The sequence below is a fragment of the Nocardia spongicola genome, assembly GCF_047200775.1.
Taxonomy (GTDB): Bacteria; Actinomycetota; Actinomycetes; order Mycobacteriales; family Mycobacteriaceae; genus Nocardia.
Window position 1 is genome coordinate 21515 of record NZ_JBJZOO010000025.1, and the last position, 14696, is coordinate 36210.

The window sequence follows — 14696 nt, forward strand, 5'->3', positions numbered from 1 at the left end:
CCGATCATCGCATGGAAGAATCGATCTGAAGCGGAAGACCGATACTGGCGTCGATGCCAGCGACACGTCCTTCAAGTCGTGATCAGCCATTACTGACGGTTGTCTCCGCCGAGGTGTTCGAGGGCGCCGATGTCAGCCTGCCGCCGCCCTCGAACACCGCCGATGTCAGCTGCGCAGCTGGTCGCAGACTGGTTCACTCAGATCAAGGCACACCTGTGGTGGGTGCTGCGACAGATTCGGCTATCCCGTTATGTGGAGATATAGGCGCACTGTTCGGCCTCAGTTGATCAAAGGGGATAAACAGCATGATCGCCTCTGCGCGACCAGCCGGAATCGGGTCGCTACGGTGGGGGCCGGTCGGGATGATGGTGGTTGCGACGACATTGTGGGGTGCATCCAGCGCTTGGATCGCTCAGGTTGGCGCTGGAGTCGGTGCGGCTCCGGTGGCGGCCGCTGTAGCGGCCGCCACCCTGTTGGTGATCACTGCTGTTCGCGGCGGCGAACCTGTCGCGGTTGCGCGGATCGAGGGGGCTTCTTCCTACGATTGGGGCTGCTGGAAGCGGTCAACCTCGTAACCTTCGTGATCGCATTACGGCTCGGGCCACTGCCGGTTGTGGTCGCGCTGCACTTAACCGCGCCCGTGCTGTTGATCGTCGCCAAGGTCGTGGCCGGCCGCCGGAAGGTCGGCACAGTGTTGATCACCGAACTCGTGTTGGTGATCGCTGCGATCGTGCTGATCGCTATAGGCAATGCGGATTCTGCTGGTGGTGCAAGGATCGCGATCGCGTGTGTGCTGGCTTTAGTCAGCGCTGGATGCGTGGCTGCGCTGATTTCGATGGTTGCAGCCCATTCCGGAGGCAGAGACCCGATCGCCTCGGCAGGGCTGCAGTTGGCTACCGCGGCACTGCTGGGTCTGCCGCTGCTGGGTATGACGTTGCCCTCGGCAGCCGAAGCGGCGCAGCTGGCTGTTATCGGTGCTGGACTGTTGGGGCCTGGCTTTGCCTGCTATTGGTGGGCATTGCAGGTGGTGGATGCACCTACTGCCGGGATCATCGGACTAAATGAAGCAGTCGCCGCCTCGGTGATCGGGACGGTCATCGGAGTGGCCCACCTGACCGTGACAACCGTGACGGCCACGATATTGATCCTCACGGCCGTAGCACTAGAGCAACGGCACAGGAGGGCGCGGTCCTTCACACAGAACGTGGCCGTACTGGATTGTGGCCAGTAAGTGTGCGCGCCTGTTTCAGGCTACGCAGCTTCACCTCACTGATCCCGATCCCGCCATGGCGGAGAAGCCCGTCGAGCATGTGTGTCATCACCTCAGGGATGACAGTCCAATCGTGGCAGGCATCGACGAGGTCCTGCCAGTGCCTTGCATACGGGCCAGTTCGCCACCGACGATTGATCTCGTCGGCTTGTGCGCGCATCTCCACATATCTTGCTGCGCTTATTCTCTGGTGCCGCAGCTGTCTGGTGATATCGACCAGCGTGGTGATGTCAGTGCGCATCGCTTCTTCGTGGTCGGCGAAAATTTTTGTTACAGAATATTTTTCGTGTTCATAGTCTTCGGCGCAACGATTTTGTCGGGTAGGGAACTGACGGCAGTTCGGCTCGTCCGGGCAACGCATGGTTGTGCCGTAGGTGGTGGTATGGGTGTGGTGGCAGGTGACAGTCATGGGCGGGAATTCCTTTGTGGGCACCGGAGTGTCGGTGGTGAGCGCGTCGCGTACTGCGATTAGCAGCTGCGGATCCGGTACTGACCAACATGCCGTACGACATACTGAGTGACACACCACTTATGCAGATAGAAGTGCAGAGAGCACACTCGCGACGTTGAGAGATGATCAAGACCTGTGGATGACCGAATGCATTCTGCAACAGGAAAGTCGACTTGCTAGAGTCTCCCCTTGCGCAGGCACTTGTCCGAAGAGTGCTCATGAAACAGGGGACCAATGGGCACCAAAGCCCGCCAACTGACTGGCGAGCACAGAGAAGCGTTCGCCCGGATCGTTGACGACACCCGGAAGGGGTTCAGCGAAGTCATCGACCTGATCCTCATCCACAACGAACGCCGGGTTTCACGCAATCAGCCACGAACAACACTGAACCCGCTGATCATCATGCTCAGCGTTGCAGTCTGGGAACGATTCGTCGCTGACATCAGCGCCCTGGCGCGATCAGACGATCCGATGTTGGTCCGGCCCGGCGACGCTGATAGCGGCGGGTTCAACAAGATCAGCAAGAACAGCCAAGGTGGGCGTTCAACAGCTGTCGGCACTCTCAAGGCAGCATCTGGTGGCACACTGCCCGACAGTTGGAGAATCCTGGTTGCGACTGACTGTCCCGGCGTGTTCCTGAGATTCGGCTACACCGCAGAAGGACTCGATCCGCTGCTGACCGAGCTCGTCGACTGGTTGATCGACGTCCGCCACGGGGTTGCCCACCGAGCGCTCCCACAACTGCTCAAATGGGTGGAGCACTCCGACGCCGCAGGCGGCCAGACCATCAACACAACGATCGCGCGCTCTGGCTTCGCCCTGTTCTTGCAGCTTGCTGACCAGTCGATTCGCAGCCTCGCCGAGGCTGCCGAGTTCGATAACCCAGATCAGCTCTGGCTCCCCGAGGATTGGCTGACCGGGACTCTCCTCCCTCGCCGCGGCGTCAACGATCCCACTCAGCTGCACCTCTGGAAGGGGCGGTCGCTGGCACGGCGATGATCGACCACCCTGCCCTCCTCGCGCTTTCCTCCTCTCATAGGCCAGGACCAGGTTGTGTGTCGATACTTGCGGAATGATCGAACTGCACCGTGTCAGTCGTGTCGGACGTGGAGGACGTCTGCGTTGCGGCACCGCGAACTGTGGCGACGGCATCGATGCCATCCACCCCGACGTCAGCATCGGCGGTGACGGAGCCGGAGGGTGGGTGGGCTTTGTCGAGCAGTTGGTCGAGTCGCGCCCGTACGCTGTTTGTGAGAGGAGGTGTATCGCCGGACTGGTCACAGTTCATGCTGACTGCGATATTGCCACCCCAGCCTTGATGTGGGAATCCGAGATTGGTGATCACGTAGTCGGCAAGCGGGTTGTGCAGTCGCGGCGGGTCGGTGGCGAAGAAAAAATCGTCGTCGTACCACACACACATATCCCCCCAGCTCTTAGGAACTACAAAACCAGGTATCCGCAGATTTACTGCTTTCAAAAGGTTTTCGTTGGTGGTGCAGGTACCGTAGCTGCTGGTGCCATCCGGTTCGATCAACAGGTAATCTACCCGCGCATCAAGTGGCGGGCGGGTGCGTGGTTGCGCGGTTGCACGGGTGGCGACGACAGCGGGAGAGATCATGCCCTTCGACATGAACAGCGAATGGCCTGGCGTTCGGGCAAGGCTGTTGGGGGTCGCGGTATCAGCAGCTCGATGGTCTGTGAGCTTCTTCTCGAGGTCGCTGGGGACTGCTGCGTAGGCCGCTACGAGGTCGATCACCTGTTGAGGGGTGTCTAATTCTCCTGGTAAGACACCGACGTCGACCAGGATCAGGTCGTCTTCCGCGGTTTTGTCCAACACTGTTACGTAGAATGTCTGCAGCCCGTGATCCCAACCGCAGCGGACACTACGGTCGGGATGTTGGGTGGCATTGAGTGATTCGAGGTTGATGACACTGTTGTGCACGTTTGCTTCCTTCCCGGTGGTTTCCAGGATCGCAGCGACGGCAGAAGGTCTGGTCCCACGGTGCACTCGCGGTGTGAGAGCGCAGTAGAGCTGGCTGCGGCGTGTGCCCTCGTCAGCGAACAATATTTCGCTGCATGGCGGCAGTTTTTGCTATCACTGAAATGTAGCGAGGGGACCGTCGGATACGGACAGGTCTGGTGCGTGCCCGGCGAATACCGTGGCGGCTTCGCTGTGATAGCGGTAAGCGGTGGCACGGTTGATACCGTTGAATTCTCTGGTGCTGAGTCGATCACGGGCCAATAGGTCCAGCCTCACGAGCCGATGCGGTGTCAGTGTGTTCGAGTTCCGTGAGAGGTGCTGGATTATGGTGCTGAACCAGCGGTTTGGCTGCGCATACGGCGTCCAACGCGGTATCAGTGTGGATCCACTGATTGAAGGCACCGTTGTGATTGGTGACCAACGGCCACAGTGGCGGGCATTCACCGGCCTGCAGCGCAGGAGATACCCGCCCGAAGCGATCGCGTTCCTCAGGGGCGAAGACGTCAGTGTGATAGATGGAGTAGTAAGCATCATCGAAGTGCGAGCGCACTAGAGGATTGTTGCGTGGTCCTTCCGCGTAAAGCTCGATAGCGTCGACAACTTCACGCCGGGGCACTGTGCGTGCTTTTGTCGAAGTGTCGAGTGCATATCCGCGGAAAGAGATCCAGGAGGTGAAGCGGTTGTCAGGATGGCTGGTGACCAGAGTCGTCCATGCGCTGCGGTCACCGAGAAACGTCAACGGCTCTCCTCCTGCGAGGGCGGCCACAATATGGTTGAGTCTGTCGAACTCGACCGATTCGACGAGTTGGCTACTGGGCGTGATGGACAGTAAGGGACGGGCCAAAGTATCGAATCCGGTGCCAGGAGGGGCTGTACGGGTCAGATGGACCAAACGATCGAGGTAGGCGTGGAGCTGGTTGCGTGAGCTCAGCTGCGGCGAGGGCTCGGTGGAACCGACCTCGGCATTCACGTTGTAGGGGCCCAGATCGGGGGTGAACTGAAGACCGTGGCCGGCGTGGGCCGCGCGGATCATGTGTTGACGGTGGGTGTCATGTACGGCGATGGTTTGGGCGATCGTAGTATTGATGTCACGCTGCAGGCCTTCGAATTCGACAGCATCGATCAACGCGTCGCTGAATGCAGACGGCGGCCGATCAATCACCCGCTGTGTCACCGCCGCAAGCAGTCGCTCCCCCCGGTACCGCACTCCAGCCGATACCATGTCGCTGTCCAGAGTCGCGGCGATGGACCCTGCGAGTCTATCGACACGCCCCAGCCACGACACGTGAGCGTCAGGGTCACAGTTGTGGTCAGGTAGCTCAGCAACAGTGGCGACAAGATGATGTAGCACTGCGACAAGATGCTCATTCGACGGCAGGGGCTGATGTCTGCCGGCGGGAACGCGCCGCAACCAAGGCATATCAGCAAACCCGGCCGAGCGACACAACCGGCTCACCCAGTCTCCGGCTTCTGCGCCATAGCGCATCGAGTCCACCCAGACGTCGTACACGTCGGCATCAAAGATCCGAGCTGCGAGATACCGCTGTTCACAGTGGATGTCGGACAAATCGTCGAACACGTGCAGTGCCCGCTCACGCTCGTCGGCGGTGAACGTCTCTGGCATCAGAGCGGTCTTCAACATGCTCTCCCGCAGCCGGGTGACCGCATCGGCGAGCGGTGTCGCCATCTCTGAGCTGAGATTGTGTTCGAGCTCGTGCAAAGCATCGATGAAATTTCTACGGAGCATGAGGTCGTAGCGAGCTAGTCCGTCGGGACCCTGATCGAAATCGAGCCTCGGCACTGTCTGGATTGCCTGTATTCCCGCTGGCGTCGCTTTGTAGGCGCGGCCGAGGCGGTAAGCAGGAACCAGACCATCAAGATCGCTCGAACGCAGCAACAGCTCATGCGGGCGCATAGTATCCTCAGCAGCCTCACGCAACTCCTGGCACCATCTCGCGACATCCTTCGTAGATGAAGATGGTGGACGGTCGTGGATCGCATCAAGATGTATGAGAAATTCATCGACAGCTCTGCATATCGCCGCTGGGTGTAAGTCGGTGGTCAGGTCAGACGTGCGGAACGCGACTTGGTCGACAATGAGTGTGTCACGGTTGCTCGTGGTCTGAAGCATTGCGTGAAGGTCGTCGCCCTCGTCGTGTTCGGCGACATCGAGTTGGACAGCTGCGGACACCAACGTGGCGATGTGAGCGTAGGGGAGTATGAATGCCACGATGTTACCTCCACGTGGTCGGGTCAAAATGCCTGGGAGTTTCTTGCGTTCGGAGATTAGGGGCGGTACGAAGCAAGAAAGCGTGCAAGTCACACATGCTGTGGCCGCACAATCTGGGGGAGAAGTCGTCACTTCGTCCTGGAAGACCGCGAAGTAGGCCCGAGTGGTGCACCGATCATGGTGTCCAAAGATCTTCGCCGCGGTGTGTACCGGCAAGTGCGTCGGTTACCGCGCGGTCACGGTTCGAACGCAGCAGCGAGCACAGATCGTCCCAACCCCGATGGGATTGCGATCATCCGCGGCGTGTGCCTGCGCATCGGATTCCGGCCTCTGCGGCGGTCGATTCAGAACGCACCTCGACCAGAGTAATTCGGTCCTATGCATGAGTGGTACCTACGTGAACCGGCCAGTAACAGACAACACGCAGATTCCTGGTGCGGTAGTCCGGTCAATACGACAGCTCACTTGAGGTTGGGTGGTTCGACGCTGGCCCGTACAGCATTCCACGTCCGCTTTATCGCCGTGTTCCGGGCAGCCCACCATTAGTGACACCTCGGAAGTCGCCTTCACGTTGTCGACGAATATCTGTAATTACGGTCTGCCCGAAATTCGCCAACGCGTCTTCGCCTGTAAAACCGTGGGTCGCTAGATCCTTGCGCAGCATGAGGGTCTGCTCGTCGGGCAGTGCCGCTTCGAAATCCTGCATCAACCTCGGAACCATCGAACGCAGAATCTTGATACCGGCGGTTTGTCGATGAGAACCCAATCCAGTTATCAACGCATCCCGCGCTCGCTCCAGAATCCACGATCGGTTGGGATCAGCGCGTAGCCGTGGAGAAAGCGCCCGATTGCCCTTGGCAGTTTTCGCGGGCTTGATCTGCTGCTCGACAGCTCTTGTGGCGTCGCGTACTCGTGGAGAAAGCGCCTGATTCCCGTCGGTAGTTTTCGTGGGCTCGGTCTGCTGCTCGACAGCTCTTGCGGCATCGCGCAGATCACGCCTACAAGCACGACACAGGGTGCGTCCTTGTTTACTTGCTCGCCCACATCTCGAACACCGCGAAGTCAGAGGAGGGCTCTCCTGGGTCTCCGCTCCCGACGCCGCAGCTGTCAGGCCGCCAGTCGGATGTTGTTCTGACGCAGGCAGATCGGGGCTTACATTGCAATAGAAGGACCCATCCGCACGTGTGTGGAAGGCAACGTTCCCGTCCTCGTCGATGACTGCAATCTTCCTGCATGCTGGACATACAGGCTGTAATGTCTTCGTCTTCCGCCCCAAAGATTCACACTCCACATCCACAAGCGCACCACGCGTCACAGACGATCCTACGGCTCCCGGCGCTCTGCCGTCCTCACCGATGAACGAGTACGTGAGCAAAATCGGTCGAACTCCTGGCGGCGGGCACGGTGTGGGTTGGTCGGTGGCATGCACGCGTGTCTGCTCGGTGCTGCGGCTTACTGGTAAACCTCGAGCAGGCAGCGGCCGACCGGGTCGGCGGTGTAGGCGCTCAGGTGCGTGGTGACCGACTCGCCGTCAGGAGGCTCGGCATCGTAGACGGCGATGATGTTCTTGGCCGAGACTTCGTCGTCGTGCGAACTGGGCCCGACTGTACGAGCTGTCTACCGATAGCTGAAACCCTACTGGTGGGCCCAAACTGGTTGGCCCAAGAGAACTTCTGAACAATGGCCGCGCCGAGTAGCGCCCAATGCGGCCATCCAGCACGAGACCAAGAGAAATCCTCCACACTCCGGGATCTTCACCTTGGATCGTTGGCTCGAAGACCTCCGAGACGGACAGTACCACCGGGCGGCCGGCGCTGATCGAGGGAAAAGCGACCGTTTGGCTTCACCACCCCGATAACAGCCACGGCAGCGAGGAACCCCAACATGAGGACGGTGGGCAGCCACACAGGTGTGGTGATCCACCACCACGACCAGGTGAGGACATCAGCGAGTTTCAAGGTGAGCAGCAGCAGCAACAGCGCGCCGGGGAACCAAACTGCGAGGGTGTACTGGTTCACGAGGACACCGCCACGGTGTCGGGGGTCCAGCGGGCTTGGTTGGCGGAGCCCTCTCGCACCAGTAACCCGGTCAAAGTCAACTCCGGTAGCAGTTCCTGCGTTACCTGCGCTAGATGGGTGGCGATCGCTTCAGTGGTCGGCCATGTCGGCAACGACAGCACCTTCAGCCCTTGCGCGGCGAGGTACCCGGTGATGGGGTCCAGGATGTGCAGACCGCCACCATGATGGTCGGCGATAGCGACTGTGGCCTGCTGTTCGATGGGACCGTTCATGCTGCAGCCGGTGGTGCGGGTTGTTCATATCATCAGGTCTTTCGTGGTGTTCATCGCATGGATGGAGTGAGGGTAGATACGTGATGCATCTCGAGACGGTGTATGTCACACATCGTGTCCGCCTGACTCAGTGCGCAGGGTGTGTCTTGCGAACAGCGCCACCCTTGGACTGCGTATCGTGTGGTGCCTGCTATAGCGAAATAGACGATTGCTGGTTGTCACCTTCCAGAGCTGGCCGCCGAATGCCATGACCAGTTCGCCGCACTCGACGGTGGCCACCCCATACGGCGAGCCCGTTCATCGGGCTACACGAACAGTCATGCTTGCTCCTTGCCGATCAGCGCGGACCACCAGTCGCTGCCGAACCCGTGGTGTGCCCAATCGGTGAGGTGGTTGTGCGCGCAGTCCTGGTGGGAGGTGACGGCCGTTGCGCGGCCGAGGGGGTGGCAGTGCGAATGAGTTGAGCAACCTTGCGGCCAGCCAGGTATGTCGTCGTCGAGCACAACGACGTTCATCGAGACCAGTCCACCATTGCTCTGCGGTGCGAGCAGGGCTGCCTCGGCGTGGGGATCACCGAGCGCGGCGGCGGGCAGCATTTTGAAGTACCACTGCCCGGTGGGTGACAGAACAGCGACACGGACTGGGTGGTCGAGCAGCTTGGCGGCGGCCTGTACGGCAGCCATGGCGGTGTGGCTGTAGCAGAAGATATCCAGTGGTGGTCCGAGGCGAGAGTAGACAGCGGCGCACCACTCAGTGCTGGTGGCGCTGTCGTCTTCGTCGAGTACCAGGCCGTCGCCATTGCATACGAGCATCTCGAGCGGGATGCCCCGGGCTTCGCCGATAGGAATGTAGATGTTCGTGTAGCCGACGACGCGGATCTGGGCGTCGTAGCCGTGCTCAGCCAGGGTGGTCAACTCGGGTGCGTACCGGCGCTTCGCTTTGGTGATGAGGGTGTCGAAATTGTTGGGGGGCATTGCCTTTGTTCCCTTCGTGGTGTGCGAGTGGGGTCGAAGGGGGTGGGGTGTCCGGCCCCGCTTCCTTCTATGTCATATATTACCTGTTAATTGATCAGCGCGGGTAAGCTTTCTGATGAGGTCTTTTGCGTACAACGACAAGGAGATTGGCGGAATGACCACACAGAATCGTCCCGTCTCGCGGGTCGCCACCGTCACCGCAGTCGATTAGACAAGTATCGACTGGATCCAGGTAGGCCGGGACACGTACGTCGATGGCGAGCTTGCCGCCCCAGCTCTCAATCGTCAGGTGCGCAAGGCAATCGCGGATCTTCCGGTCGGTGGTGGTGCCATTGACATCATGCGGCGATTCACCCAGGGCGGGCATGCCGCGAATCTCGCCGATATGCACGAGGAGGCCGACCATGTCTGACCGCCCCGACGCGCCGTGTGAGCACTCCGATACCTGGACCGGATATATCGAGGCCGGGAACCTGCGCACCGGCGCGTACTGCTCCACCTATACCTGCTCGGAATGCGCGCCCGTCACTCGCGAATACGTCACCACCGTTACCGGTCACCCTGCCAGCGACATCATCCCGTTCCCAGCAGAGCGCCGATACCTGTAGTTCGTTTCGGTGGCCGGTCAATGTGGGTAGGTGCGTGGGGTAGTGGAGCGGGTGATGGCGTCGTGTATGTGTTGTTCGGTGGCGCACTGTAGGTAGGAGATGAGGGTGAGGTTGCGGTGTGGTGGCGGAGAGTTGAGCAGCTCGTCGAAGGCGTCTCGTAAGCAGGGATCCGGCGAGTAAGCCGATTGAGGACGTCAAGCACTCATTGCTGGTCCGGGCTCGGGTGGGTCGTCGAGCCCGGTGTCGATGCCGGGCAAGGGTTCGATGTTCTTGTCCGGTTGTGGGTCCGGGTTCGCTGACCCTGAGTGAGCAGTTGCGGCGGCGGCCAAGGCTTGTCCGAGGCCGCGGTTTTCTTTCTGTGCGGTCTCAGGGATGTCGGCGTATAGCATGCTTTGAACCCTGCGCGCGATCTCGGCATCGATACTGGTGGTAGGTGCTTGCGCAAGTACGGTGCGTGCCCACCGATCCAATCCTACGATGTTCGGGGGGATCTCGATCATGGTGGAGCGGTCCTTGAACTCATCGATAATTGCGGCGTTCAGACGGTGCACAATTGCGCGGATCGAGGAGTCGGCACTATGCAGCGGTGCCACGTGCACGCGTATGTGACCGTCAACCAGGTGGGCCTCGAGGTAAGGGAGGTGGTGGGGTCGTCCGATCGCGGTGAAGACGATGTGATCGATGTCGTGGTAAGAATTCATACAGGAGTAGAATTTGTCGGCGACCTCTTGCGGGGTGGCAGTGGTCGAGAAACGGCGGTGTGGCCAGTCGCAGAGGCCTTCGTTACGGGCGAAGCTGTATCTGGTGTTGGGCGAATCGCACACCAGGGTGAAGTGCATCTTTTCAGGAGGTGGAGTGGCAGTCATGGGGCTGAAATCCTTGATGTTTGATGCCGGGATCCGGTTCTCGAGCTAGGTTCGCTTCGGTGCGATGGCCAGGCGCGGTCGTCGATGGCGAGGGCTACGAGCTCATCGACACCGGGTTCGGGTGGGTCGTCGAGCGGTGGGCAGTTGCGGCAGAGAGGTTGTCGAGTAAAGCCTTCATCTCCTGAAGCATCGACCGGTAATGCGCTCGTACCGCTTGCCATCGTCCGGGTTGGCGCCGCGGGCACCTCGGACTCGTTCAAGGAAGGCATCCAGGGGTCACGGACCTCGGCGGGTAACTGAGGCCAAGCGCAGTCAGATGCCTGAACCCAACCGAGCAGATCAACCGCAGTGGCGCGTTCGTCGAGCACTGCGCGGGATTGGCTGACCAAAAGCAATCCTTTGATGCGTCGTGGTGGTGGTGATTCAGACCAGGTGATCGTTGGGTGGCTGAGTGAGGCTTCGGTGGTGTCAAGCTCAACCGTGCCCTATGGGCGCTCGCCAAGGAGATGCGCAAACTCAAAGGCTGAGCCAGAACATCCACGCGGGTTGGGTCGGGCACCTGCTAATTGCCCGACCCAACCCGCCACCAGCCTGAATCCCCCTATGCCCTACCGCGGGCTGTGATGCGAGACCCGGGTGTGTGCTGGTGTCTCTCTTCCCCGTGTACCGTTGCGCGGAATTCGACCTCGACTCGAAGCCGACGCCGAAGTGACCGCCGAACATGACGGCATCTTGCTGATCTGCACTCGGACTTTGCGAGCAGTTCCAGACAGATTCACAGCCGGTACGAGATCATCGACCAATGAGACTTTCCCATCGCGGTCGGGATTTCCGGCGCGTGCTGGCCGGGGCGTTGTTGGCCGCCGGAGTGACCGGGTGTAACGACCCTGCGGCGCTGGAACCGAGCAACAGTGAGGCATATGCTCCGCTCTCCAGCAGTGTCAGTGCCTCGAACCCTCCGTTGTCTGCCGCCGCGGGGCCGGCGTCGAGGGCGACGACCGCACCTGCCGCGACGCCAGAACAGCCACGGATCATATTTCAGCGCAAGACAAAACAGATACCCGCGCCACCACTATCATCGTCCGTCGCGGCCGACGTGCCTTCAGCCTATGTCGAGATCTCCGGCGCATGGGTAGGCCGGATCGATACATCGATACCACGAACATCTCCTGCATGACCCACCCGGCACTCTCATCGACCTTCACCGGCTGGCAATACCTTGCGCGGCGACCTGACAGCCCAGCCAGTGCTCACATGATCGATTTGGAGCTGTACAAGGCCTACGAACACAAGACCGACAGCCGACGACCCTTCTACTCTCCAGGCCTCACCGTCACGTTTCCCGATGAGAATGGCTACTCGTGGATAGCGCACTCGTCCTGGGGTGGATCGCTCAGCGAGGAGGGACCTATCATCGAGCTCGCCCCCGATCGGCGAACTGTGTCCTTCAGCGCCGCCACCGTAGTCAGGCCGGATGCGATATTCGGTGTCGATCCCGAGCGAATCTCCTGGGTCACAGTGACAGGGGCGATCACCTGCCCGGAACCGCTGCCAGACCTCCCATGACGACTCGGCTCCAACCGCTTGAACAGATCGGAGAGCGACATCCGAGACAGAATCAGTGTGGGCTGCGACAACGGTCATGCGGCGAAGCGGCTCAAGGTGGAGGTGATGGGTGCGGTGAAGTCCAGCCTGATGGTGACCGCGTTGTCCCAGACACCGTGCTCGGCGAGAAACGGGTGATGGGTGCGGTGAAGTCCAGCCTGATGGTGACCTGCAGTTCAGGGTTCGGTGCTGCTGTGCGCAAAGGCGCAACGACTGAGCCATCGCACGGCCGCGCACGCAGCACGATCGGTAGATGTCACACCAGCTGTTCCAATCTTCCGACCTCAGATATGTGTAGATCAGTGATTCCGGAGAGCATCAAATTCCTACATCGGGAGCGGGATCCGAAAGAGCCGACTGCCCGGGATCTGGTGCGTTTGTCTGGTTGTGGGTCGGCTCTGGTGCCGTAGTTTGGTTGCGTGCTTGGGATGCTGCGGCGAGAGCGCTGATTGGGTCCGTGACGGGATCGGTTGGCAGGCTGTGGAGAGGACTGTCTTCTTTGGCCCATAGCGTCAACTGCGGGTGCTGTGTAGTTGTGATCGGTTCACGCTTGGCCGTGGTGTTTGTGAGGTTGGCCGGTTCGGGTGAGTGTTGCGGGGAGGTGATGGTGATAGCGGTATCGGTGTGGCGCAGAGTGCGCACGACCGATGCTGCGCGCTCGCTATCGCTGGTGGCTGATCGTCCGGGAAAGTCTACGGTCACGATCTCGACCGTTGGGCTGACGCCATGCCAGTCGTTGCTGTAATAGGAGGTATCTATGCCACAGCTCGCTTCCAGTGTGAGCCCAGTTTCCTGGAGGAACTTCTGGTATTCGCGGTCGCCGGTATCGGGTGTGTAAAACGATTTACCGCTGTAGGTGAATGGTGCCGAGTTCTGCGGAATGATGAACACCCCCTGGTCGGCGATCTGGGCGGCAACAGCTATGGTGTGGTATTCGAACTTGCGACCGTTGTATCCACTGGCATTGCTGGCACGTTTGATCGACCCGTATGGTGGGTTGGCGATCGCGAGGTCGAACCAACCCAACCCCATACTGGGCACGTCGAGAATATCGCCGCAAATCCACTGTGCCTCTGGCAGGATCCGCTTGCCGATACGCACATACTCCGGATTTCGCTCAACACACACGAATTCGCGTGGTGGCATTCCATTCCACCGCCGAAGAAGGTCACGGCATCCGAAGCTGAGTCCCCCGATCCCCGCGCAGAGATCAATGATCTGATGCGCGTGGTCTGGAACGTGTAATGAGAGGTCACGCGCCAGCCCCACTGGGGTGAAGAATGCGCCGTGTGTGCTGTTGGACGCGGTCGAAAGCTCCTGGAAGTGCTCCAGTACGAACAGCTTCTCGTCCTCGGTCAAGGCACGCTTGAGTTCTACGAGTTCAAGCGCCTGCGCGTGCAGCTTCTCCTGCGACTTGGTCAGTTTCGCCACTGCGCGCCTCCTGCTTGGTACTGTCGCTTTCCGCGCTATGACGTTAGGGCTGTGACTGGCTTCCGGAACCCCTGTGTCTCACAGAGTGTGGGCATAGAAATGTTCGGTGTCAGCCATATACAGCCACAGAATCTCCGATGAATAGCCCAGGCTTGTTGGTGCTGGCTAGTTTTGTGACGAGGTCGGGAAACTGGCTGTGCTTGGTAGTGCCCTGGTGTGGCTGCCGATTACCGCGGCGGTAGTGGTGACTGATCTTGCATAGTCAGTCAGTGGATGCGTTGTCCGACCGCATGATCGGTGTAAGGGTTATTCCTTCTGAGGTGGCCGTGATCTGCCATGCTTGGCCGGTGATGTCGAGGTTGCGGTATTTGATGGCTCCCACGTTGTTGTAGGGGTCGGGCAGGTGTTCGAGGTGAGGATTACTGGTGCGTACTCCGGCCGCGGTGTCATGCCGCCCAGCCACCCATCCGGTCGAGATGACTTTCCACATCGGCGAGGAAGCCGGGTGGAAAACGCAGGCTTCCCATGGTGGTCCGGCGCAGGAACCCGGCCGTGGCACGGGCGGAGAGCAGCTGTGCTCGGGTGAGGAAGTGGGTCAGATCTTCGTATGGCTCGTGTACCGGCCAGGTGGACATGGGCACCCGATAGGCCGACCCGGCGTGTCCCCACGCGGCGACCGGCCACGGTGCGCCCGGTGCCAGCGGCTGATCGTCATGGATCGGTTCGAGTGGTGCGGCCAGCCTGGCGCCGACCCAGGCAGCCATGCGCACGCTCACCGCATTGCCGACCAGTTTCCAACGATGACCGTTGCGCACACCGGGTGTCTGCAGTGCGGGCGCGCTCCAGTCCGCGTCGAACCCCTGCAGACGTTCGGCATCGGTGATACCAGGGGTGACGAGCTCACCGGACGGTAGCCGCACCGCGGGCGGGCTGGCGATGCCGAGCGCTGAGCCACCCTTCAGCGTCGGTACCGCGTTCACCGCCCAGCCA

14 protein-coding genes and 1 pseudogene are annotated in these 14696 nt (G+C 60.4%); 5 read left to right on the forward strand and 10 right to left on the reverse strand.

Annotated elements, in window-relative coordinates; genetic code table 11:
• The first annotated feature begins 544 nt into the window (after positions 1 to 544).
• Positions 545 to 1231, forward strand: a complete 687-nt coding sequence (locus ACL02S_RS23195) for a DMT family transporter (protein ID WP_412804609.1) — start codon at positions 545 to 547, stop codon at positions 1229 to 1231.
• Here ACL02S_RS23195 and ACL02S_RS23200 read toward each other — a convergent pair.
• Entirely contained in the window at positions 1194 to 1679 is a 486-nt protein-coding gene (locus ACL02S_RS23200; RefSeq protein ID WP_412804610.1) for a hypothetical protein, read from the reverse strand. The two genes, ACL02S_RS23195 and ACL02S_RS23200, sit on opposite strands and share 38 nt — an antisense overlap.
• A 276-nt stretch (positions 1680 to 1955) precedes the next feature.
• Between ACL02S_RS23200 and ACL02S_RS23205 the strand changes: the two genes are divergently transcribed.
• Positions 1956 to 2720 (forward strand): hypothetical protein, encoded by a 765-nt coding sequence (locus ACL02S_RS23205; protein WP_412804611.1) that lies wholly within the window; start codon positions 1956 to 1958, stop codon positions 2718 to 2720.
• 34 nt (positions 2721 to 2754) lie between these two features.
• Here ACL02S_RS23205 and ACL02S_RS23210 read toward each other — a convergent pair whose 3' ends face one another.
• From ACL02S_RS23210 to ACL02S_RS23235, 6 genes are all read right to left on the reverse strand, one after another.
• Positions 2755 to 3663, reverse strand: coding sequence for a hypothetical protein (locus tag ACL02S_RS23210; RefSeq protein ID WP_412804612.1), 909 nt, complete (start codon positions 3661 to 3663; stop codon positions 2755 to 2757).
• A 289-nt stretch (positions 3664 to 3952) separates the two neighbouring features.
• On the reverse strand, positions 3953 to 5932 hold the full coding sequence (locus ACL02S_RS23215; protein ID WP_412804613.1) for a hypothetical protein: 1980 nt from the start codon (positions 5930 to 5932) through the stop codon (positions 3953 to 3955).
• A 1754-nt stretch (positions 5933 to 7686) separates the two neighbouring features.
• Positions 7687 to 7950, reverse strand: a complete 264-nt coding sequence (locus ACL02S_RS23220; protein WP_412804614.1) for a hypothetical protein — start codon at positions 7948 to 7950, stop codon at positions 7687 to 7689.
• Positions 7947 to 8222 (reverse strand): hypothetical protein, encoded by a 276-nt coding sequence (locus tag ACL02S_RS23225; RefSeq protein WP_412804615.1) that lies wholly within the window; start codon positions 8220 to 8222, stop codon positions 7947 to 7949. The genes ACL02S_RS23220 and ACL02S_RS23225 overlap by 4 nt, the downstream gene beginning before the upstream one ends.
• Positions 8223 to 8539: 317 nt before the next feature.
• Positions 8540 to 9196: a hypothetical protein gene (locus tag ACL02S_RS23230; RefSeq protein ID WP_412804616.1), complete on the reverse strand. Its 657-nt coding sequence runs from the start codon at positions 9194 to 9196 to the stop codon at positions 8540 to 8542.
• 94 nt (positions 9197 to 9290) lie between these two features.
• Positions 9291 to 9602: a hypothetical protein gene (locus ACL02S_RS23235; protein WP_412804617.1), complete on the reverse strand. Its 312-nt coding sequence runs from the start codon at positions 9600 to 9602 to the stop codon at positions 9291 to 9293.
• Here ACL02S_RS23235 and ACL02S_RS23240 point away from each other — a divergent pair.
• Positions 9601 to 9804 (forward strand): hypothetical protein, encoded by a 204-nt coding sequence (locus tag ACL02S_RS23240; protein WP_412804618.1) that lies wholly within the window; start codon positions 9601 to 9603, stop codon positions 9802 to 9804. The two genes, ACL02S_RS23235 and ACL02S_RS23240, sit on opposite strands and share 2 nt — an antisense overlap.
• 194 nt (positions 9805 to 9998) lie before the next feature.
• Here ACL02S_RS23240 and ACL02S_RS23245 read toward each other — a convergent pair whose 3' ends face one another.
• Entirely contained in the window at positions 9999 to 10670 is a 672-nt protein-coding gene (locus tag ACL02S_RS23245; RefSeq protein WP_412804619.1) for a hypothetical protein, read from the reverse strand.
• Positions 10671 to 10729: 59 nt separating this feature from the next.
• Here ACL02S_RS23245 and ACL02S_RS23250 point away from each other — a divergent pair, with 59 nt between their 5' ends.
• Positions 10730 to 10855 (forward strand): hypothetical protein, encoded by a 126-nt coding sequence (locus tag ACL02S_RS23250; RefSeq protein ID WP_412804620.1) that lies wholly within the window; start codon positions 10730 to 10732, stop codon positions 10853 to 10855.
• A gap of 1069 nt (positions 10856 to 11924) precedes the next feature.
• Positions 11925 to 12236: a hypothetical protein gene (locus tag ACL02S_RS23255; RefSeq protein ID WP_412804621.1), complete on the forward strand. Its 312-nt coding sequence runs from the start codon at positions 11925 to 11927 to the stop codon at positions 12234 to 12236.
• Positions 12237 to 12593: 357 nt separating this feature from the next.
• Here the strand turns inward: ACL02S_RS23255 and ACL02S_RS23260 are convergent, their stop codons facing one another.
• Positions 12594 to 13706: a class I SAM-dependent methyltransferase gene (locus ACL02S_RS23260; RefSeq protein WP_412804622.1), complete on the reverse strand. Its 1113-nt coding sequence runs from the start codon at positions 13704 to 13706 to the stop codon at positions 12594 to 12596.
• Between the two features lie 446 nt (positions 13707 to 14152).
• Positions 14153 to 14696: pseudogene (locus tag ACL02S_RS23265) on the reverse strand (DNA (cytosine-5-)-methyltransferase); the annotation flags it as partial.